The sequence below is a fragment of the Asticcacaulis solisilvae genome (assembly GCF_052327315.1).
GTDB lineage: Bacteria > Pseudomonadota > Alphaproteobacteria > Caulobacterales > Caulobacteraceae > Asticcacaulis > Asticcacaulis solisilvae_B.
This window is the reverse complement of the sequence record NZ_CP166196.1, coordinates 526,650-545,968: the sequence shown is the minus strand read 5'-3', so window position 1 is coordinate 545,968 and position 19,319 is coordinate 526,650. Positions and strand designations below refer to the sequence as shown.

The 19,319-nt window shown below is 59.6% G+C and carries 15 protein-coding genes and 1 pseudogene; 1 reads left to right on the top strand and 15 read right to left on the bottom strand.

Annotation, left to right across the window (positions count from 1 at the left end):
- Nucleotides 1–269 precede the first annotated feature (269 nt).
- From AB8717_RS02470 to AB8717_RS02435, 8 genes and pseudogenes are all read right to left on the bottom strand, one after another.
- On the bottom strand, nt 270–503 hold the full coding sequence (locus AB8717_RS02470; RefSeq protein WP_443749450.1) for a hypothetical protein: 234 nt from the start codon (nt 501–503) through the stop codon (nt 270–272).
- A gap of 52 nt (nt 504–555) precedes the next feature.
- Nucleotides 556–1,335 (bottom strand): glucose 1-dehydrogenase, encoded by a 780-nt coding sequence (locus tag AB8717_RS02465; RefSeq protein WP_443749449.1) that lies wholly within the window; start codon nt 1,333–1,335, stop codon nt 556–558.
- A complete protein-coding gene (locus AB8717_RS02460) occupies nt 1,328–5,650 on the bottom strand; it encodes a chemotaxis protein CheB (RefSeq protein ID WP_443749448.1) in 4,323 nt (1,440 codons plus the stop codon). Before AB8717_RS02460 ends, AB8717_RS02465 begins: the two co-directional genes overlap by 8 nt.
- A gap of 159 nt (nt 5,651–5,809) precedes the next feature.
- The gene (locus tag AB8717_RS02455; protein ID WP_443749447.1) at nt 5,810–6,136 is read right to left on the bottom strand and encodes a hypothetical protein; all 327 of its coding nucleotides are present in this window, start codon (nt 6,134–6,136) and stop codon (nt 5,810–5,812) included.
- 195 nt (nt 6,137–6,331) lie between these two features.
- Nucleotides 6,332–6,613, bottom strand: coding sequence for a metallophosphoesterase family protein (locus AB8717_RS02450; protein ID WP_443750928.1), 282 nt, complete (start codon nt 6,611–6,613; stop codon nt 6,332–6,334).
- A 181-nt stretch (nt 6,614–6,794) separates the two neighbouring features.
- Nucleotides 6,795–7,001 (bottom strand): annotated as a pseudogene (locus AB8717_RS02445) (diacylglycerol/lipid kinase family protein); the annotation flags it as partial.
- 124 nt (nt 7,002–7,125) lie between these two features.
- The gene (locus AB8717_RS02440) at nt 7,126–7,470 is read right to left on the bottom strand and encodes a response regulator (protein ID WP_443750838.1); all 345 of its coding nucleotides are present in this window, start codon (nt 7,468–7,470) and stop codon (nt 7,126–7,128) included.
- Nucleotides 7,471–7,746: 276 nt separating this feature from the next.
- Nucleotides 7,747–8,334: a hypothetical protein gene (locus tag AB8717_RS02435; protein ID WP_443749446.1), complete on the bottom strand. Its 588-nt coding sequence runs from the start codon at nt 8,332–8,334 to the stop codon at nt 7,747–7,749.
- A 611-nt stretch (nt 8,335–8,945) separates the two neighbouring features.
- Between AB8717_RS02435 and AB8717_RS02430 the strand changes: the two genes are divergently transcribed.
- The gene (locus AB8717_RS02430; protein ID WP_443749445.1) at nt 8,946–9,230 is read left to right on the top strand and encodes a hypothetical protein; all 285 of its coding nucleotides are present in this window, start codon (nt 8,946–8,948) and stop codon (nt 9,228–9,230) included.
- Between the two features lie 93 nt (nt 9,231–9,323).
- Here AB8717_RS02430 and AB8717_RS02425 read toward each other — a convergent pair whose 3' ends face one another.
- The 7 genes from AB8717_RS02425 to AB8717_RS02395 all read right to left on the bottom strand — a co-directional run bounded on the left by AB8717_RS02425 (nt 9,324) and on the right by AB8717_RS02395 (nt 19,211).
- Nucleotides 9,324–10,865: a cation:proton antiporter gene (locus tag AB8717_RS02425; RefSeq protein WP_443749444.1), complete on the bottom strand. Its 1,542-nt coding sequence runs from the start codon at nt 10,863–10,865 to the stop codon at nt 9,324–9,326.
- Nucleotides 10,852–11,754 (bottom strand): NAD(P)/FAD-dependent oxidoreductase, encoded by a 903-nt coding sequence (locus tag AB8717_RS02420; protein WP_443749443.1) that lies wholly within the window; start codon nt 11,752–11,754, stop codon nt 10,852–10,854. The genes AB8717_RS02425 and AB8717_RS02420 overlap by 14 nt, the downstream gene beginning before the upstream one ends.
- A gap of 86 nt (nt 11,755–11,840) precedes the next feature.
- Nucleotides 11,841–12,962, bottom strand: a complete 1,122-nt coding sequence (locus AB8717_RS02415; protein ID WP_443749442.1) for a mechanosensitive ion channel family protein — start codon at nt 12,960–12,962, stop codon at nt 11,841–11,843.
- Nucleotides 12,963–13,024: 62 nt separating this feature from the next.
- A complete protein-coding gene (locus AB8717_RS02410; protein WP_443749441.1) occupies nt 13,025–14,191 on the bottom strand; it encodes a DUF2252 family protein in 1,167 nt (388 codons plus the stop codon).
- Between the two features lie 66 nt (nt 14,192–14,257).
- A complete protein-coding gene (locus tag AB8717_RS02405) occupies nt 14,258–14,788 on the bottom strand; it encodes a low affinity iron permease family protein (protein WP_443749440.1) in 531 nt (176 codons plus the stop codon).
- A 63-nt stretch (nt 14,789–14,851) separates the two neighbouring features.
- Nucleotides 14,852–16,966 carry a catalase gene (locus tag AB8717_RS02400; protein ID WP_443749439.1) on the bottom strand — a complete coding sequence of 705 codons (2,115 nt, stop codon included), beginning with the start codon at nt 16,964–16,966 and terminating at the stop codon, nt 14,852–14,854.
- 22 nt (nt 16,967–16,988) lie between these two features.
- Nucleotides 16,989–19,211 carry a hypothetical protein gene (locus AB8717_RS02395; protein WP_443749438.1) on the bottom strand — a complete coding sequence of 741 codons (2,223 nt, stop codon included), beginning with the start codon at nt 19,209–19,211 and terminating at the stop codon, nt 16,989–16,991.
- Nucleotides 19,212–19,319: the final 108 nt, after the last annotated feature.

Here is a 19,319-nt window from a genome sequence, read left to right as displayed (position 1 = left end):
AAGGTTCGACATGTCGGGCCTGCAATTGAGCGTCGGGGATAGGACCTATATTTCCGGTCCCTGGAAAGCGGGCGACCAACCGGTCCAGCACCGCGACGGGATGACCTCGAATTGGACGATACGATAGCGATCTTCGGTATAAGGTTGGCCGGTTAACAATAACAATGGGCGGCGCAGGAATTCGCCGCCCATTGTTATTGGCCGATGCCGCCCTCTCTCGGCATCAACCGAACCTAGCGCCTTCGGCACGCATGCGCCAGCTTCGGAAACTACTCAGCAGACGGATAGACCATCTTGGCTTCACCGCCGCTTCTGATGATCGCGTCTACGTGCTTTTGGCCAGCCGCCTGTGCTGAATCCTCGTCGGGATAGCTGCCCGCATAGATGTCGTCTCTCATCACAACCCACAGTTTCAATCGCTTCCTGACGTGAAACAGCACGGGCTGTTTGGTGTTGCCCGGCGTTAATTCCGGGATTTTGTTTTCCGAGCGGACAAGGATCATTTTTTGGCTCTTTCCAGCATAAATAGGTGCGAATTGCATTTTTGACCTGAGCTTACTTGGGCGACGTCGCGGATCCTGCCAGGATGCCGCCATCGATATTGAACTCCGAACCGGTGATATAGGTCGCCTCATCGGAAGCCAGCAAGATCGCTACCGCGGCGACCTCCTCGGGCCGCCCGAAGCGGTGCAGCGGCATGCCGGCCAGCAAGGCTTTCTCGGCGTCTGGCCCATGCGCCATGCCGTCCCACATGGGCGTGCGGATGGAGGCGGGGTAGATCGAATTGCAGCGGATGTTGAGGTTCTCTTCAGCGCAATAAAGCGCAACCGTCTTGCTGTGGTTGCGTACGGCCGCCTTGCTGGCCGCGTATGCGGCGGCGCGGGGGATACCAACCAGGCCGGAGCGCGACGACATGTTGATAATTGTTCCGCCCTTGCCTGTTCGCCGCATAGCTGCGACGGCATGCTTGCAGCCAAGAAATACGCCGTCGAGATTGACGCGCATCACCTCGTGCCAATCATCGAGCCGGGCGTGTTCTGGATCGTGGCACACGCCGGACTCCAGGCCCGTGATCCCAGCGTTGTTGACCAGAATGTCGAGGCCGCCATGGTCGCGCAAAACGGCCGACATAACAGCTATCCATTGCGTTTCGTCCGCAACATCTAGAGTCATGAAATCGGCGCCAAGGGATTTGGCCATAGCTTGGCCCGGCCCCTCGTGAATGTCGGTCAGAATGACATTGGCGCCTTCGGCGACAAACGCTTTTCCGATTGCGGCACCTATGCCACTGGCACCACCTGTTATCAAGGCAACCTTGCCTTCAAGTCTATTCATCTAATGTCCGTTCCGCCGCCGCCAGCGCCAGTCGCGCCAGGGCCGGCAGCGACTTAGCCCCGGTCTTCGTCATGATGGTGGCGCGATGATTTTCGACCGTCCGCTGACTGATGCCGAGATCCGCGGCAATGTTCTTGTTGGGATGGCCGTCGAGCACCAGGTCCAGGATTTGCCTCTGCCGCCCGGTGAGACCGGCCAGATGCCCGGCCGCCGCCTGATGCCATGCCTGCGATTTGCGCGAATCCCGGCCCTGGTCCCAGGCCCGCCTTATGCTGGCCATCAGATCGTTATGAATTATCGGCTTTTCCAGGAAGTCGGACGCTCCGGCCCGCATCGCCTGGACGGCGGTTGCGACATCGCTGTCGCCGGTCATCATCAGAACGGGCAACATGTCGCCGTCATGGCGCAGCCTTGCCAGCAGGTCGAGGCCGCTCATGCCGGGAAGATAGGCGTCGAGCAGCAAACAGGCTTCGCTGCTCGAACGGTAGCCGGCCAGGAAGGTTTCACCATCGGCGAAGGTTTCCACAGTCATATCCTGCTTTTCGAAGACAAGACGCATGGCGTCACGGATCCGCACATCGTCGTCGACGACATAGATCAAAGGCTTGACGTCGGTGGCGACCAAGGAGGGCGTATCGAAGGGCGATGCCTTCGACGCGCCGGGATCATGCGGCAAAAGCGTCTGGATCATGTCGACCAGATCGCCGAACCGCACCGGCTTGTTGAGTTGAAGGCAGTTCTGGCCAGAAATATCGTTTCGCGTGGCGGCGGAAATGTCCCCGGTCAGGATGCTGACGGGAATCTCTGTTTTGAGCAATCTGCGAACTTCCACCGACGCCTGCACGCCCGTCAAACCCTTCGGCAGATTGTAATCCGCCATGACGAGATCCGGATAGAAAGCGCCGCGCGCGACAGCGTCGACCGCCGCGACGCCGTCGCCCACAGCCATGACCTCATGGCCTTCGCCGCGCAAAAACGTCTCCAGAAGATCGCGGAATTCCGGGTCGTCCTCGATGACCAGAATCCGGCCACGACGTTCGGCCACATCCCGTGCCACCTTTGCGGAGTGCGGAATACGTGCAATGGCCTCGTCCGCGCCTGCATCGTCGCGCATCATCCCGATTTCGATGCTGAAAACCGAACCCTTGCCGAACTGCGACCGCACACTTATCCGGTGGTCAAGCAGCTGTCCCAGCCGTTGCACGATGGACAGGCCGAGACCCAGACCGAGACTGCGTTCGCGTGCGTCATTGTCGACCTGATAGTATTCGTCGAAGATAGCGGCGACATCTTTTTTCGGTATGCCTATGCCGGTGTCCCACACTTCGACGCGCAGGACGTCGCCGAACCGGCGGCATCCCAGCAGGACCCGGCCGGCACGTGTATATTTCAGGGCGTTGGACAGCAGATTGCGCAATATCTGCTCAAGCAGGGCCGGGTCGGTGTCTATCGCCAACGTGCACGGTACGACCTTCAAGACCAGGTGCTTTGCGTCGGCATGGTAAGTGAAGTCATCCTTCAGACGCATCAGGACATCATTGACCACGAAGCGTTTTCTGAAAGGCCGAATAATCCCGGCTTCGAATTGATTGATGTCCAGGAGCGTATTCAGCATGCCCGCCATGGATTCCAGGGTTTCATCAAGGCGCGCCACCAGTTGGGCAGCGCCTTCCCCCTCCGCCATCCTGGCAAGCATGCCCTGAAGCAGGGCAAGCGATTGCAGCGGCTGGCGCAGATCGTGGCTGGCCGCGGCCAGGAAGCGTGTCTTCGCCATGTTGGCGGCTTCTGCCTGCTGCCGCGCCAGGTCCAGCGCCCTGGCGGCGATCTTGCGCTCGGTGATGTCCGTAAAGGTGATGACGACGCCCTCGACCCTCTGGTCATGACCGCGATAGGGCAGGATGCGGCGGATGAACCATACGCCATCCTTCATTTCGACCTCGCGCTCGACCGGCGTTGAGTCCTTGAGAACCCTACGGGCGTCATCTAGGAGCGTGCCGTCTGCTGCCAGGGAACTGAGATCGGTCAAGGGCCGGCCGACATCGCCCGGAATGATGTTGAACAGACTTTTCGTCGCCGGCGTGAAGAAACGGATGTTGAATTCGGTGTCCAGGAAAAGTGTCGCCACGTCGGTGCTGTAGAGCACGTTCTGCAGGTCGCTGGCCGTCGTGCGCTGGCGGTCGAGCGTCTCCTGCAACTGACTGTTCAGCGCGGTCAGCTCTTCGTTAAGCGATTGCAATTCTTCCTTGGAGGTCAAAAGCTCTTCGTTGGTCGACTGATACTCCTCGTTGACCGACAAGGCCTCCTCGTTGATCGCTTTCTGCTCTTCGCCCGCCATTTCAAGGTTATGGATAGCGCCCTGAAGCTCGATGCGTGTCGAAATAAGTTCCTGTTCGAGTTCCTTGACCCGCGTTAGCTCATGCCCCGAAACCGAACGGCCGATGCCGGCATCCGGCATCGCGACGTCGACAAAACCCAGCAGGAAGAACATCTCGCCGTCCTTCATGACGGATTGAACCTCGATTTGGGTCACCGCTTTGTCGCCCACCATGTCGACATGGTTTGAACTGACGACTATGCGGGTAGCGGCGGCGCCCGGCCCGGCCTCCAATGTCTGCCGCGCCCGCTGAATGGCCGAGCGCAGCTTGGTTCGAAGACCTTGCGGGGCCAGGGTGAGCACGTCCGTGGTCGGGTGCCCCTCGGGCACGCTGAGGTAACGGCTGATCGGCCCCAGCTTGAACAGGCATTCGTTCTTGCTGTTGAGGAGAACGACTGCCGGCGCATAGGTTTCCAGCGCCCACTGCCGGCAAAATTCCGCGAGGGCGGCCTGACGCGAGGGCGTGGGCGGCTGACCCTGGCGCCCCTGTGGCCGCAGGCCCTCCCATACCGTCGTGGAGAAGCCGAAATCGCCTGGTCGGCTGCGGCCGATCTGGCGGTAAAGGCGTTCAGACTTCGAGACGATCTGGAAACGGCCATCGACAAGGCCAGGCGTCTCAGACGCGCCCAGCAGCATGAGACCGCCCTGCCGCAGGGCGAAATGGAAGAGGGAGATGACCTTGGCTTGCGCCTCGGCGCCAAGATAGATCAACAGATTGCGACAGGAAACTAGATCGATGCGCGAAAATGGCGGGTCCGTCAGCACGTCCTGAACCGTGAAGACGACGGTCGAGCGCAGTTCGGGCGTGACGCGATAGTTACTATCTTCCCTGACGAAGAAACGCGCCAGCCGTTCCGCGGAAACATCGGTCTCGATGGCGGCTGGATAGAGTCCGTCGCGGGCGGAGGCTATGGCGTCCGCGTCGACGTCGGAAGCGAACACCTGCAGCTTGTTGCTGCGCCCGGCCTTGGTCAGCGCCTCGCGGAAAACGATGGCGAGAGAATAGGCTTCCTCCCCCGTGCTGCATCCGGCCACCCAAATACGCAGGGACTGGTCGCTGGGATGGCCATCGACGAGATCAGGCACGATCTTGTCGGCGAGCAGCTTGAAGACCTTGGGGTCGCGAAAAAAACCGGTTATGTGGATAAGCAGGTCTTTCGCCAGTTGCTCCAGTTCACCGTCATCTCCGCGCAGCAGGTCGAGATAACCGGCCATGTTGTCCGGCTTGATCGCGGCCAGGGCCATGCGGCGCTCGATCCGCCGCTGCAAGGTCCCCGGCTTGTAAAGCGTATAGTCGTGCGCTGTCTTGTTGCGCAGGAGTGTGACGATATCCGGCAGGCAGCCGGCTTTCGTGACCTGTGGCCGGCTGAGTGATTTGTCGTTCCCGGCTGTCCGCGCCAAATGCCTGCCCAACGCCTCGCTTATACCGGCCAATGGCAGGACAAGGTCAACGAGACCCGTGGCAATGGCGCTTTTGGGCATGCCTCCATAAGCCGCCTCTTCGGGGGTCTGCGCGATCGCCAATCCGCCACCGCTTTTTATGGCGCCGATGCCGACGGCGCCGTCTGCTCCCGTGCCGGACAGGACCACACATACCGCGTTCGGTCCGTAGGCTTCCGCTAGGGAGGCCAGCATGAAGTCGAACGGCAAGCGGGCGCCGTGCCGCTCCCTGGGCGTCGACACATGCAGCGCGCCATTCGAGACGGACAGATAGGCGCCCGGCGGAATGACGTAGATATGGTCGGCGGCAATGCGCATCCCTTCGGCCGCCTGCGCCACCGTCATGCGCGTATGGATGCTCAGCAGGTCAACCATCAGGCTGTCATGGGTCGGGTCAAGGTGCTGAACGAGGATAAACGCCATGCCGGTGTCAGAGGGCAAAGCGTCGAGAAGCTTGCTGGCGGCGTCGAGCCCGCCCGCCGACGCACCGATGCCAACCACGACGATCTCTGAGGCTGCGGAGGTGGCGTGATGTACGGACGTCGAGGATGCCGTGCTTCCCTTGGTCGGGCGGCTTGCCATAAGGCTTGAATGTCTCGGAGAGGGGCCTTCCCAGGGGGAACAGAACGCAATCATAGCAGGTATGCGCGATGATGTCGATTATCGCGGCTCCGAAAACGACAGCCATGTCAGGCTTTTGTTTCTGCCGGGCGCCAGGATGATTTCTGCGCTGTGGCCGGCCTTGCATATGGCTTGGGCCACGCTTTGCGCCGCATGCAGCGCGAGTTTTTCTTCGGCAAAGTTGCCGTAAAAATCACCTTCCATAGTAACGTTCCAGCTGCGGGCCAGTTTCTGTATTACAAAACTGATGGGTTTCGATGGCGACGGGCTGGCATGTGCCGTCGCTTCGACTTCGGCACCGTCGCACCTCGCGTCAAACAAACGCACGAACGGCGTGGCGTTGTCAAAAGAACGATGTCTTTCCATGGTTTCGGCCCGGAGATCAAAGGGGAAATGGTCGAAGGTCGGTCGCCGCACCCGCCTCCATTGTCGCCCCTTTCGTCCGCAATGCGAGACTCGGAAACTACCTAACCCCGGAATGCAAAGGGGTCGGCGCCGATGGCGTCCGGATTTCGGGAATGTTGACCTAAAGCCCATGAACGTTACGGTGGAGGGCTGAAACTAGGCGTGCTTGCTGTGCGTGACGGCCTCGAAGACCGCGAAGGCCTCGTCCTTGTACCGCAACATGTCGATGCGCACGGAGGTTCCGGTGAATTCCAGCATGTTGAAGCCATTAGGCTGGCGGCGCAGGCGATTGGATGTCGCTGTCGAGGCGTTGACGAAAAGCGTGGTGTGGCCGTCCATCGACTGCGTTTCGACATAGGCATGGTGATGATGGCCGGCGAGCACAATATCGACACGCTGTTCCGCCAGGGTTTCGAGCAGGGCGCGCGCGTTGAACACCGTGACGGCGAGCGGAAAATCCTTCGAATTGACCATCGGGTGGTGCAGGACGAACAGCCGCCACGGCGATGTCGAGGCGCTGAAGGCGGCGGCGATATCGCGGCGCTGGCGGCGGCTGACTGAGCGGCAGGACACCGAACGGCTTTTTCTGCTCAGCCAGGTATCTTGCTGTTTCGCGCAAGGTGCCGTCGCCACCGCCGATCAGCAGGCGATTGCGCTTGCGGCTCAGGCGTTCGAGATTGGCCTGCATGTCCTGGGGCTCGGAAAAGCACAGCTCATTGACCGCGATGCCGCTGGCCTCGACCGCCGCTTCGATGGCCGGCTGGCCGATATTGAGCACCGTGCCCGACTTGCCGTTGATCAGGATGTTGAAGTTGCCGCCTGCCATGCTTCCGGTGTGTCGCGGATGCTGCAAGGATTCAATGCGGTGCCGGATCGAATCTGCCTGTCGCCTGCCAATGCAATGATGTCGTTGCCGTCGGCAGACATGCGGCGCGGTTGAGGCGGTGGTTTCAGTTTCGGTCTCGCTTCATGGCCGGATGGTCAATGAGTGCCTTCACGACCCCGAGATCAAGCGGCTTGGTGAGATGCAAATCGAATCCCGCCTCGGCCGTGCGGCGCCGGGCTTCAGGATCGCCCCAGCCGGATTGAGCGACGATGCGCGTACCGCACAGGGACGCGTCGTTGCGCAGTTCGCGGCAGACTTCGTAGCCGTCCATGACCGGCATTCCGATGTCGAGCAGGACGACTTCCGGATGGAATTCGTGCGCCACCTGCACGGCCGAGCGGCCATCATAGCAGGTGCGTACCTCATACCCGTAGAGTTCCATCGCCCAACTGAGTGTCAAGGCCGACATCTCATTGTCGTCGACAACGAGGATACGTCGGGGGTGAGTGGTCTCATTCGGACGGATGTGCATTTCGGACCTCTTGGCTCGCATTTTGCGATGGGGATGGGCGATAGGCTCCGCCGTGCCAGTCGGGTGCAGAATGATCGCGCGTTTAGGGTTTATCGTATGTTAAGCACAAATAAGGATGTGATGTGTTCGTTCGGTTGCATCGACAAAATGGACACGCAACATGAGTGCTGATTTGGGCACCGGAAGCCGGCTTTCGCCGGCCTCCGGATATCGTCAGTGGCGATTGCTGGCAAAACGGCCGTCATCATCGCGTTCGCGGTCGGAACCGTTGCGCGAGCCATTGCGGCTGCTGTCCTCGCGTTGACCGGACTTGCCCTTGCTGGCGCTGCCGAACCGGCCCTGCTGGTGAGCGTGATATCCACGGTCGTGACCATAATCGTGCCAGTCCTGGAAGTCCTGGTCTTCGCCGTCCTGAGACGAACGGCCGCCGGCCGAGCGCGAACCACGATTGCCGCCATCGTCGTCCTCACTGCGCGAGCGGGAACGGCTGTCGTCGTGACTGTGCGAGCCCGTTTCGGCATGGCCTTGCGAGTCGCCGAACCAGCCACGGCCATCGCCGGACTGGGAGCCGCCGGACCGCGAGCCGCGATTGGAGCTGGAAGACCGGTTGCCATCGTCGTCGTCGTGCTGGCGGCTGGACTGCCCGCCTCGACCGGAAGCCTGCGACGACCGTCCGCTGTCGTCTTCATCGCGAGACGAACGCGAGGAACGGTTTCCCCCATCGCTGGCGAAACGGCCATCGCCGTCGCGTTCGCGATCCTGCGAACCACGGTTATCGTCTTCATTTTGGGATTTAGACATAAGGTCTCCTCCCCGCGTGATGCGGGCGCCAGTTTTTGGGCTAAAAAGGGTGATGGCCCACGGATCGCTGACCCTTGGGCCTGATAATATTCCTGGGTCTAACCGGGGATAAGTTGGCAGAACGCAGCCACGTGGCCACCAACCAAAGATAGGCTTGAAGCTATAAGATAATCATGGGCAACATGCCTCGCGAAATCTTTTTTCTCTATTCATACAGATTTATATTATTGTGATCGCGAATTTCAGCGAATTATTCCAATAATTATAAAGATTTTTGCCGCAGAAAAGCCAAAATTCAAACGAGGTGCTTAGATTTTGTGGAAGGACGAACCAGTATACTTACCATGCGAACAGTGCAATGGTATTTAAACAAGATTCTTTGGTATGTATAGGGCAATTCCTAAATAAATAAGAATGCCCTCCTGCGCGATTTAACTTCCACGTAACAATAACCTCATTGGTAATAAGGCGGAAATCCCAGTACCAGCCAATGGTGAGATAGGGTCCGCGCGTCGACGCGGTGCAAACTCCTTATCTTTCCAGCCCGATCTCTTGCGGCAAACTTAGTCACGGATGCGTACGTTTTCCTTCTTATCGTGGAGGAACTCAGAATGCACGACGATCAGAAAGACGACCAAAAGGCACCGGTCAACGACAACAAGGGCCTGGCGAATGGATCGCGCCATATTAGCCAAGGCGATCCTGAAGGCCGCGGCACGACACTGACATCGCCAACTGAAATGGAGGATCCACAGGTCCGAAGCGGAGCGGGCGTCGATATCGATTCCGACCGTATGCCCGCGGATGGCATACTCGAAGTTCACGACAGCGACGACGACATCCTCGAAGAGGAAAAGCATCACCCTATTTCGGACTGCGGAAAGAGTTCCACATGACCGGTGCGGATTCATGAAACTGGCCGGAGAGATGAAAGTCTGAAATGCTTGCCTCCAATAGACAATCATCCGACTTGTGGCCGGCATGATTGTCTAACTCTCGAGCATTTCCAGCTCGGCCGTCGGAAGCGCCGCCATTTCGGACATATCCAGTTCCTGTTCGAGCGCATGGAAGATGTCGTCATCCATTTCAGCATTTCTTCGCATGTCGGCCAGGCGCCGCCGCATTGCGACGATGGTCGCACGTCGCAGTTCATCGAGCCGAGTCACCTCGCGAGGGTGTTTTCCCTTGTTGGAAATCGAGCGTTCCGCGGTGTAGATGTCCCGCAGCTTGACGGCCGCCGGGTCGGCGCGATCCTTGAAGGTCGCCAGCCCGAAATCGAGAAGCGCCATGCGCGCCTTCGACAATTCGGCGTCGAACGAACCATCGGGTTTGAACTTCAGGAGACTTATCAACGGCCCCAGCGTCAGGCCCTGGCCGACCAGGGTGCCAATGACGACGGCGAAGGCGCCAAGCACAATAAGATCGCGTTGCGGAAACGTCGAAGGTAATGATACGGCGGCGGCCAGGGTTACCAGCCCGCGCATGCCACACCAGGCGACAACAAACCCCTGCCGTGCCGTTGGCGCTTCCTCCTTGGCGGATAGTCTTCCCGCGAACGCGCGTAGCCTGTTATAGATCATGACCCAGACGAAACGAACCAGGACAACAATGCCGACGACAACGCAGGCAAACACCAGCGCCCTGCCGAGGTCAGGGCCGTGAAGGCGGAGCAGGATTGTTCGCGCCTGGAGGCCCATAAGCAGGAAAGCCAGGACATTGAGAAGAAAAACCACGGCCTCCCAGACGGAGTAGGCGTGCATGCGGTCGCGCGCCGCCGTTCTTTCTGGCGCATAGTGGGCAACGGTCATGCCGTAGGCAACAACGGCCAGGATGGCTGAAACGTGAAGCTGATCGGCGATGACCCAGACGGCAAACGTGGCGACGAACTGGGCCACGGTTCCGCTGACCGTTCCGGCCAGCTTCGGAGCGATAACGACAAGGATTCGCCCAGCAATGAAGCCGAAAATCAGCCCACCGGGAACAGCGATGGATACCTGCAGGGCCAGGCTGGATATCTGAACGCCGGGTGACGCGGCGCCCACGGCCACGGTGAAGATGAGCAGTGATACGGCATCATTGAGCAGGCTCTCGCCTTTGAGGACCGCCAGCGTATTTCTGGGCAAGTTGAAACGCGCCAGGACGGCGGAAGCGGCGGCCGCATCCGGCGGCGCCACGATGGCGCCCAGCGCGATGGCGGACGGCCATGCCATGCCCCATCCGCTGACGCCCACCCATGCTACGGCAGCCGTCGTCAGGATAACCGCTCCCCCGACCAGAGCGAGCAAAGGCATCCAGTGACGCATCAGGGTCCTTGGAGGCAAATCGAACGCAGCGTCCAGCAGAGCCGGCGCAATGAAAAGCGCCAGCGCCAGATGGGGATCGAAGCCGATGTCGGGAAGCCCCGGCACTGCGGCGATCAGCAAGCCAGCGACCGCAAGCATGGTCGGATACGGTATGTTCAGATGCCGCGAGACCTGTGACAGGGCAATGGCCACGGCCAGCAGGATCAGGAGGGATTCAAAAAGCGCCATCTTCGGCCAGCTTATGATGAATGTGGGTCGCGGCGATGGCAGCCTGACCGACGGCGACGCTGATCTGGTTCAGGCCGCTGACGACATCGCCGGCCGCGAAGACATTTTCGACACTGGTTTGCTGGAAGGCGTCTGTCAGCAATTTACCTTCCTCGTCGCAGGCGGCGCCCAGACCTCGCGCCAACTCGGCACGGGGACGGCAGCCGAACATCGGATAGACCGCGTCGAACCTGAGGGTTTCCGAGCTGACAATGACCTTAACGGTGCCCAAAGGATCGATATCGAGCCTGACATCATGAGCATCGATGACCGTAACGCCGTCCCGTTCCAGGTCCGCGCGGCAGTCATCGGCCAATGGCCCGTCGCCAGCATGTATCAAGGTCAGGTCCTTCGTATAGGTTTGCAGGAAGCGGGCGTGGGCGGCGGCGTTTTCAGACCTCGCCACCACGGCCACGCGCTTGTCGGTGACTTCGTAAGCGTCGCAAACCGGGCAAATACGAAGGGTGCCGGCCGCTATCCCTGCGCGCCAGTTCGGATCGCTCATGCCAGCGTCGGCGATACCCGTCGTAATCAGTACGATCGGTGCTTTTGTCTCATTGCCTGCAAATGACGCGCGAAACAGGCCATTTTCCTGAATCAGGCTTTCAACCGTACCTTGAAGGTAGGCGACCGGGTAAGGCTGCAATTGTTGATGCAGTCGCGCCAAAAGCTGCGGGCCGGTGACGCCATCGGGAAATCCGGGAAAGTTGTGCGAAACGGGTATGAGCCCTGCGCGGCTGCCGTCATTGTCGATCAGCGCCACGCGCCGGCGAAAGCGCGCCAGATAGAGTGCGGCGGTCAGGCCGGCTGGGCCGCCTCCGATGATCAGACATTCGGCGTGATCAGACATCTTGGTAACCGTGAAACGCCCGACGTCTACGGGGATGATCGAAAAATGCGGCCGGCACGGTGCTGCAAAGACGGGAGGACTTCATCCTACACCTTGTGTCCAAGTGAGATTTGCGCTGTGTCGAAAGCCATTTTCAGCAGCCGGTTGTAGGCCCGGACCACCAGCCAGCGACCGTCGGGCTGGGTGCGGATTCGCCCCTTTATCAGTATGCCGGCATCGGTCATGGCATCGACGCCGGGGATCTCGATGCCGTCCATCATCAGTGGCCCGATCGCGTCGTCCTTCTTCAACGTCTCGGCGGTCTGCCGCATGATCCCGACCGCCTTGTCGATGTCTGTCCCGGCACCAACCCAGATATCAAGGGCAGCATAGGAAAAGGTCTTGGTCATGTTGTGGATGATCTGGGATTCTCCGTACGGCAGCACATGCAAGGTGCCGTCGAAGTCGCGCAGCCGGATGGTGCGCAGGGTCATTTCCTCGACCGTGCCGCTGAAGGCCTGAATTTGGACAACGTCCCCGACGGCGACGATATCTTCGATGATCAGGAAAAAGCCGGTGAAAAAGTCCTTCACCAGGGTTTGCGCCCCGAAGCCTACCGCAATGCCCGCCACGCCCGCCCCGGCCAGAATTGGCGCAATCTCGACGCCGACCTGGCTAAGGACCGTCATTAGGGCGATGACGACGATGGTGATTTGAACGGCGCTGCGGAAAATCGGGCCGAGGGTCTGGATTTGCGCTCTCTGCCGCGGATTGTCGACGACCCTGTGTTGCAGTTGGCCAAGAGCGTACTGGGTCGAAAGGCTTGCCGCTTCCCACGCGATGGCCGTAATGCCAATGACCACCACCAGACGTGACCCGGTTGTAGCGATGGCCTTGCCCCACATGGTCGACGTCCAGGCAAGCGGGTCAAGACCCCAGATATATGCGATCGCGACGATTGTCAGGAGCCCGGTCACTGTCGACATGACGAGATGGGTCAAGCCGAGCACTTTTGCGACCTGTGTCTTTCGCTGCTCACGGGTCAGGCCGGGTATCGCCCGCAAGGCAAAACACAACATCCGGCGAAGGAGCCAGATGACGACCAGACATGCGAATACTACCCCGAGGGTTAGGGCAAAATTCATCGCCGCGGTCTGCGGAGACAACGCTCGCAGATGGTCAATTTCATCCAGCAGTGAGACAGCCGGCTGTTGGTTTGCCTCGATCACAATCGGCTCCAAGCTTAGTCCATTACCGGATCCGGCCAAACAGGACCGCACGGGATCCATTCTCAGCCTGGAACTCCATCCAGCGCCAGGGCGTACTTCCGGCAATGCTCGAGATAGGCTTTTTCATGCTCTGCCAGCAATTCGACCACGCCTGACCAAAGCCAGTTCGGCGCATTGAGCGTTTTCGGGCGATTATGATTCAATATCTTTTTCCAGCTCTTGCGATCATCGTCGCTCATCTGGCGGGCGTGCGCCTTGCCGACAATCAGAGCTAGGAACTTGGAGACTTTCATGGCCTCGTCAGGAGTCAGATGTTCGATTTCGAATTTCAGGTCCTGCGGTAGGAGTTCGCGAAGAAACACGGATTTTCCAAGCAACGTAGAGGCGCGCATACGTTCGCCCAGCGCCGGTGATAGATGCCAGGCGCCCTGGACGACACGTTCAGCGTTGTCCTTCGGCATGTCGGCTTTCTCTGCTGTCGGCGCCACGGCCTTTATGCCTTCCTTGATATCGACGAGACATGTTTCGCCGTCTTTTCCGCCAACGCCAAGCAAAACCGCGTAACGCAGCAGTCCAAGCGAACTACAGCCCTTCACCCAGTACGCGGCATCGAGGACCTCGATTTGCGCATCGTCATCGCGAAACCGTAACGACGTCACCAAACGGCGTATCTTTTCGTCCCTGAACAAGGCATTTATAGCCTCGCGTTCCGGCTTCGAAATGGCAAGGAAGGTGCGACCGATGGGGATGGTCGGCGTCGTACCCTTGATGCGTTCCGCCGCCAGATGCTTCCACTTGCGTTTCAAGGCGGCTTTCAAGGTCGCGTCCACGGCTTGCGGTCGAACCGCTTCTTGATCGCCAATGTCGTCGGAGAAGGCCAATTCATAGCCTTCGACCAGTTGTTCGAGCATTCTGGACGTCGTAACCCCTGGCAGATCGGAGCCGCGCGCTGCGCTGGCCAACGAAAGCCCGAGGCGGATGAGGTCATAGGCCGGGTTGCCGATAACGGTCTGGTCCAGGTCGCGGATCTGGATATCAATCTGTCCTTTTGCACTCGCAAGCGGCCCGAGATTACCAACATGGCAGTCTCCGCATATCCATACGGACGGGCCATCGGGTATGACCAATTGTTTATCGGCGGCCAGCCACTCGTAAAACTTTGCCGTATTTCCGCGCACATAGGCGTGTGCGGATCGCGCCATCTTGAGGTTACGGGCGGCGGCCAGCATTGCGTCGCGTGTCTGCGCCGTCTTGGGTATTTTACTTGTATGTGCCAAGATTATGCCTGTCTGAAGTTACGAAGGAATTTGAAGCTGGGTGACGGCGCCGAGGTGCCCGGTTTCCGACGTGACCAGGTCACCAGGTGCGGACTGGACATCACGCGCATCCGCTTCGTTTTCCACTTCGGCCGCCTTCTCTTCAGCGATCTGGGCCAAACGGCCGCTGTTCTTCGACCGAGCCTTCTGTGCCAGCCTGAGATAGCGTGCATGCAGTTCATCAAGCTCTGGCTCGCTCATCTCATCCATCGCGACATAAGCGGTTTCGGCCGTCTCGATGGCCCTGATCAGTTCGTCCAGCTTCAGCTGAATGATTTTGCCGTCGCGGTTCTGAGCGTTCTGCACCAGGAAAACCATGAGGAAGGTGACGATGGTCGTGCCCGTATTGATCACCAGCTGCCAGACATCCGAGAAATGAAAGATCGGTCCCGTCAGTGCCCAGACGACGACCACACCTATGGCCAGGCCGAAGGCCGGAGGACTGCCCGCAAGAGCGGCCGTCTGTTGAGCAAGACTGGTAAACCAGCCTTTTTTGTTTACATCAGGCATGGAAAATTCTCCGCCGAGCGGGCACCGCGCTTCGCGGTGCCCGCTCGGCTATTTGGGGCGGGATCAGAAGGCGTTGACGAGGGGCTCGCGCGCCCAGTATCTCAATGCCGGCAAGGCTTCGAAGAAGCTGGCGACAGTCTCGGCGGTCAATTCGACGCAGGCAGCGTCCAGGTCGATGCCGTTCTTTTCGAACAAAGGCAGGGCCTCGGGCGAATAGGCGATGAATTTGACGTGGGCATAGGCGTCAGCAATGAAGTCGCGTGCCGCGGCCTTCTTGCTTAGCAAGGTAGCGCCCTGGTCGGAGATAATAATGGCGACGGTGTCGAACAGGACGGAGGGCCCGCCGTCGATCTTGTATTGGGCTTCAACCCACGTGCCGTCGCTGAGTTCGACGCCGTCGATCATCGGTGCGATGACCTCGACAACCATGCCGTTGGCAGCCGCGTTCGTTTGGACAGCGGCGAAGGTTTCCGCGTTCGCACCGTCGGTCAACAGGACGCCGATCTTGCGGCCTTCGAGCGACGGCGGCGGGTTCTTGAGGATGCTGAGCGCGTCAGATACCGGCAGGTCATCGCGAGTTGGTTTCGCGGCCATTGCCGGCGCCGGCAGATCCTTCAGGCCCAGGCCCGCGGCGACTTTTCCCGCCAATCCCTTGTCTATATTAAGCAGGTGGGACACGATGCGGACGCGGATAGCGGGGCGCTCAACACGGCTGAGTTCGAACACCAGCGCGTTCTTGATGTGGGTCTGTTCGGTCTCGGTCTGACTGAGATAGAACTGGCGCGCCTGGCTATAGTGGTCAGCGAAGCTTTCAGGACGGATGCGCAGTTTCTGGGCCCCGTCCTCGGCCGGTTCCGGGAAACTCTTGAAGCCCGCGGCACTTTCACGCGGCCCGCCGTCTTCGGCGCCGTAGGAGTTGGGTTCGAAATTGACCCGGCCCTTTGGATTGGTCATGGCCATGTGGCCGTCCTGCTGGAAATGCGCGAACGGGCATTTCGGGGCGTTGACCGGGATATGGGTGAAGTTCGGTCCGCCGAGGCGCTTCAACTGCGTGTCGAGATAGGAGAAGTTGCGGCCCTGAAGCAGCGGGTCATTGCTGAAATCGATGCCGGGGACAATGTTGCCGGTCTGGAAGGCGACCTGTTCGGTCTCGGCGAAGAAGTTGTCCGGCATCCGGTCAAGAACCAGGCGGCCGACCATGCGCAGCGGCACCAGCTCTTCCGGGATCAGTTTGGTGGCGTCAAGGACATCGAAATCAAAGCTGTTGGCGAAGTCCTCGTCAAACAACTGCAGGCCCAGCTCCCATTCCGGGAAATTGCCCGATTGAATGGCGTTCCACAGGTCGCGGCGGTGGAAGTCGGGATCGGCGCCGTTGATCTTGACGGCCTCGTTCCAGACGACGGACTGCATGCCGAGCTTGGGCTTCCAATGGAACTTAACGAAGGTGGATTTGCCGGCCGCATCGACCAGGCGGAAGGTATGGACGCCAAAGCCTTCCATGAAGCGGAAGCCGCGCGGAATGGCACGGTCCGACATCGTCCACATGACCATGTGCATCGACTCGGGCATCAACGAGATGAAGTCCCAGAAGTTGTCGTGCGCCGTCTGGGCCTGCGGAAAATCGCGATCCGGTTCCTGCTTGGCGGCGTGAATCAGGTCGGGAAACTTGATGGCATCCTGGATGAAGAAGACCGGGATGTTGTTGCCGACCAGGTCCCAGTTACCCTGCTGGGTATAGAATTTGACGGCGAAACCGCGGACGTCGCGCGCCAAGTCGGCCGAGCCCTTGTTGCCGGCCACGGTCGAGAAGCGGACGAACACGGGTGTCTTTTCGCCGGCCCGCTGGAAGATGTCGGCCGAGGTCACGTCGGCGAGCGATTCGTAGGTCTCGAAGAAGCCATGGGCGCCGTACCCTCGCGCATGGACCACACGTTCGGGAATACGCTCGTGGTCGAAGTGGAAGATTTTCTCGCGCATGTGATGATCTTCAAGGGCGACCGGGCCGCGCGCGCCGACCTTCAGCGAGTTTTGGTCGTCCGAGACCGGCGTGCCGGACTGGGTGGTCAGTTGCGGCACACCGTCGGCAGCCTGCTGGCGGGTCTCGCCGCCGCTACCCTGAAGCACGTCGACATCTACGAAGGTCGCGGAGGCAAGGTCGGTATCGTTGGGCGTAACCATGGGAGTGTCCTTAAAATGAAACTCAGGAGGATGTCGAGGTGCGGATGATGAGGGTTGCGTCGGCCGGGACTTCATAATCGCGGAAGTCCGCAGCGCGTTGCCGGGCTGGAATGAGAATGTCGGTGTCCGCCAGGCTTAGGCTGAAGCGTGGCAGGGCTTTCCGGCCTTTTTTCAGCAGGCGGAAGCGGCCGGCCTGGCCGACCGGCCCCTGCAGCTTGACGCGAACGGCGCCATCCTCGCTGAACGATACGTCGGTCGGGTAGTCGCAGAACAGCCGGAAGGCATTGTCGCCACATTCATTGAAGGCGCGCGCGACAAAGATAAAGGCGCCGCCGGCACCGTAGATTTCTTGCCCGACCTGACCCGCCGGCTGGCCGTCGCCATACAGGTCCTCCAGCGGAAACGACAGTTTGCGGTCGTTATAACCGTTGCGGACATTGTCCTTGGCGACGGCATCCTCGGGCAGGGCGTCGGGGTAGAAGTACCAGGTAAAATCCTGGGCGAAGCGGCGGTATTCGCACAGCAGCAGTTTGGCCGCCGGCGGGATGTCGTCGTAACCGATGCGTAGATATTCATCGAAGGCGGCGAAAGTTTCAAAACATTCGTAGGCCGCCATGTAGGGCGCATCGTGCAAGCAGGTGACGCCGAAGAAGTTGGTATAGTGTCTGGCGTGTTCGATGTCCGAATTCCACAGTTCGCAATTGTGCAGAAAGCTGGCGACGAAGACCATGCTCTGGTCGAGGTAGCCGGACTGGCGGTCCATCAGCCAAAGTTTCAGACACGCCACCGCGCCCCATGCCGTTAGATTGGTCTGGTAGGCCAGGTTGAAGCGATTGCCTTCGAGCGCCTTGAGTGCCGCCTTGGCCTCATCGAGATAAAGGCTGTCGCCGGTGATCTCGTGTGCCAGGATCATCACATAAGCGTAGAGGCCACCAGCGTCTGTCTGGCCACGCCCCTGCGGGCTGCGGGCGCCGGTAATGACCGAAAAGTCAGTAATGTTGAACTGGATCGGCCAGACATAGTTGAAATGCCGTGCCGACTTGACGGTGTAGTCCAGCGAGTCGCGGAACAGCTTTTCACACTTCTTATTACCGGCAATGGCCAGTTTGGCCAGGTTCATGAGGGGGTGGAACAGGTACCATGAATCAACCGCATCGGCGTCCTTGTCGTCTCCAACATTGGGCAGATAGCGGCGGATGGTGCCCAGCTCTTTATCGAAGAAGCGGCCTATGCCGGCGGACAGATCCCTCGACAGCGGCTCCATGCGTCCCTGTGACAGCTCCCATTCGCGCAAGGACGACAGAACCGACATCTGCACCATGCTGTCGGGATATTCGGCGTCGGTATAGGCATGCAGATAGGTGTGGCCATAGTGCTCTGTCCGGGCCTGCGGCGCATTGGTCAGGTCTGTAATGGTGCGGTGAGAGCGCTCAATCCAGTCGTGAAACTTGACCTCTGGCTTATCCAGGTACGGATAAATTTTCGCGAGCAATTCGATGAAATGCCGCGCGCTTTGCATTTCGTCGGCGGCACAGCCAGCTTCGAAGGCCAGCAAGGCGTCGGAAATGACAATCTCTTTGCCAGCGGCCAGCGGGTGTTCGGGCGGCGCATAGCCCATGGGCGAGGTCGGAGGCTGGTAGCCGAGCGATGGCCAGCGGCCGCCGACAACACCGTCGGGCTTGGTCTTTGTGGCGACGTAGTAGGCATTGAGCGCTGTCAGGTTCTGGGCATAGAGCACGGACCCGAAAGCCGGCTTTTGAACACAAAAGTAGCAAATGCCCCCGTTCATGCCGCGTTGCGCCGCTTCGACCTGACCTATGGCTTGGGTCGGATCGTCATGTTCGTCAAGCACGTACATGTCGCGCGGCCAGAACGCGAGGAGGAGGTCAGTTACCGGCGTAAGCGACACCTTGACGCGCAGTAATTCCTTCTCCTGAACGGAGATCTCTATAGTCCATGTACCCGAGCTGGCCTTGACATCGAGAACGATACGATGGTCGCCAGTTTCTTTTTGCTTGAGCGCATAGGGCCCGGGAAAAGGATTGGTGCGAAGGACAATGCCGCCCTTGCCTGGCCTTCGAACAATAACCCAGATCGTGTCACGACCCGGCGAGACATCAATCGTCAACTCGCCGATCCGAAACGTTTTGATCGGCGAAAGTTTTGGTTTTAGATCTGTCTCGACGGCCAGGGTCTCAGAAGAGAACCCTGGCACGTGCATCCCGGGTTTAGGGTGTTTTGCCATCGGTCTTCTCCTCGAGCGAGTTACGCGGCTAAAGGAGTAGGTTCGGCGTTTGCGGAATGTTGGTAGACGTGCAGAGAATGGTTGTGCGTCGAGAAGGTCTGGTCCTGG

What these genes read in the sequence shown, in the direction of transcription:
- AB8717_RS02405 (WP_443749440.1), bottom strand. Translation starts at nt 14,788, where the DNA reads ATGCCTGATGTAAACAAAAAAGGCTGGTTTACCAGTCTTGCTCAACAG.
- AB8717_RS02430 (WP_443749445.1), top strand. Translation starts at nt 8,946, where the DNA reads ATGCACGACGATCAGAAAGACGACCAAAAGGCACCGGTCAACGACAAC.
- AB8717_RS02425 (WP_443749444.1), bottom strand. Translation starts at nt 10,865, where the DNA reads ATGGCGCTTTTTGAATCCCTCCTGATCCTGCTGGCCGTGGCCATTGCC.
- AB8717_RS02435 (WP_443749446.1), bottom strand. Translation starts at nt 8,334, where the DNA reads ATGTCTAAATCCCAAAATGAAGACGATAACCGTGGTTCGCAGGATCGC.
- AB8717_RS02400 (WP_443749439.1), bottom strand. Translation starts at nt 16,966, where the DNA reads ATGGTTACGCCCAACGATACCGACCTTGCCTCCGCGACCTTCGTAGAT.
- AB8717_RS02420 (WP_443749443.1), bottom strand. Translation starts at nt 11,754, where the DNA reads ATGTCTGATCACGCCGAATGTCTGATCATCGGAGGCGGCCCAGCCGGC.
- AB8717_RS02465 (WP_443749449.1), bottom strand. Translation starts at nt 1,335, where the DNA reads ATGAATAGACTTGAAGGCAAGGTTGCCTTGATAACAGGTGGTGCCAGT.
- AB8717_RS02470 (WP_443749450.1), bottom strand. Translation starts at nt 503, where the DNA reads ATGATCCTTGTCCGCTCGGAAAACAAAATCCCGGAATTAACGCCGGGC.
- AB8717_RS02410 (WP_443749441.1), bottom strand. Translation starts at nt 14,191, where the DNA reads ATGCTGGCCGCCGCCCGTAACCTCAAGATGGCGCGATCCGCACACGCC.
- AB8717_RS02395 (WP_443749438.1), bottom strand. Translation starts at nt 19,211, where the DNA reads ATGGCAAAACACCCTAAACCCGGGATGCACGTGCCAGGGTTCTCTTCT.
- AB8717_RS02455 (WP_443749447.1), bottom strand. Translation starts at nt 6,136, where the DNA reads ATGGAAAGACATCGTTCTTTTGACAACGCCACGCCGTTCGTGCGTTTG.
- AB8717_RS02440 (WP_443750838.1), bottom strand. Translation starts at nt 7,470, where the DNA reads ATGTCGGCCTTGACACTCAGTTGGGCGATGGAACTCTACGGGTATGAG.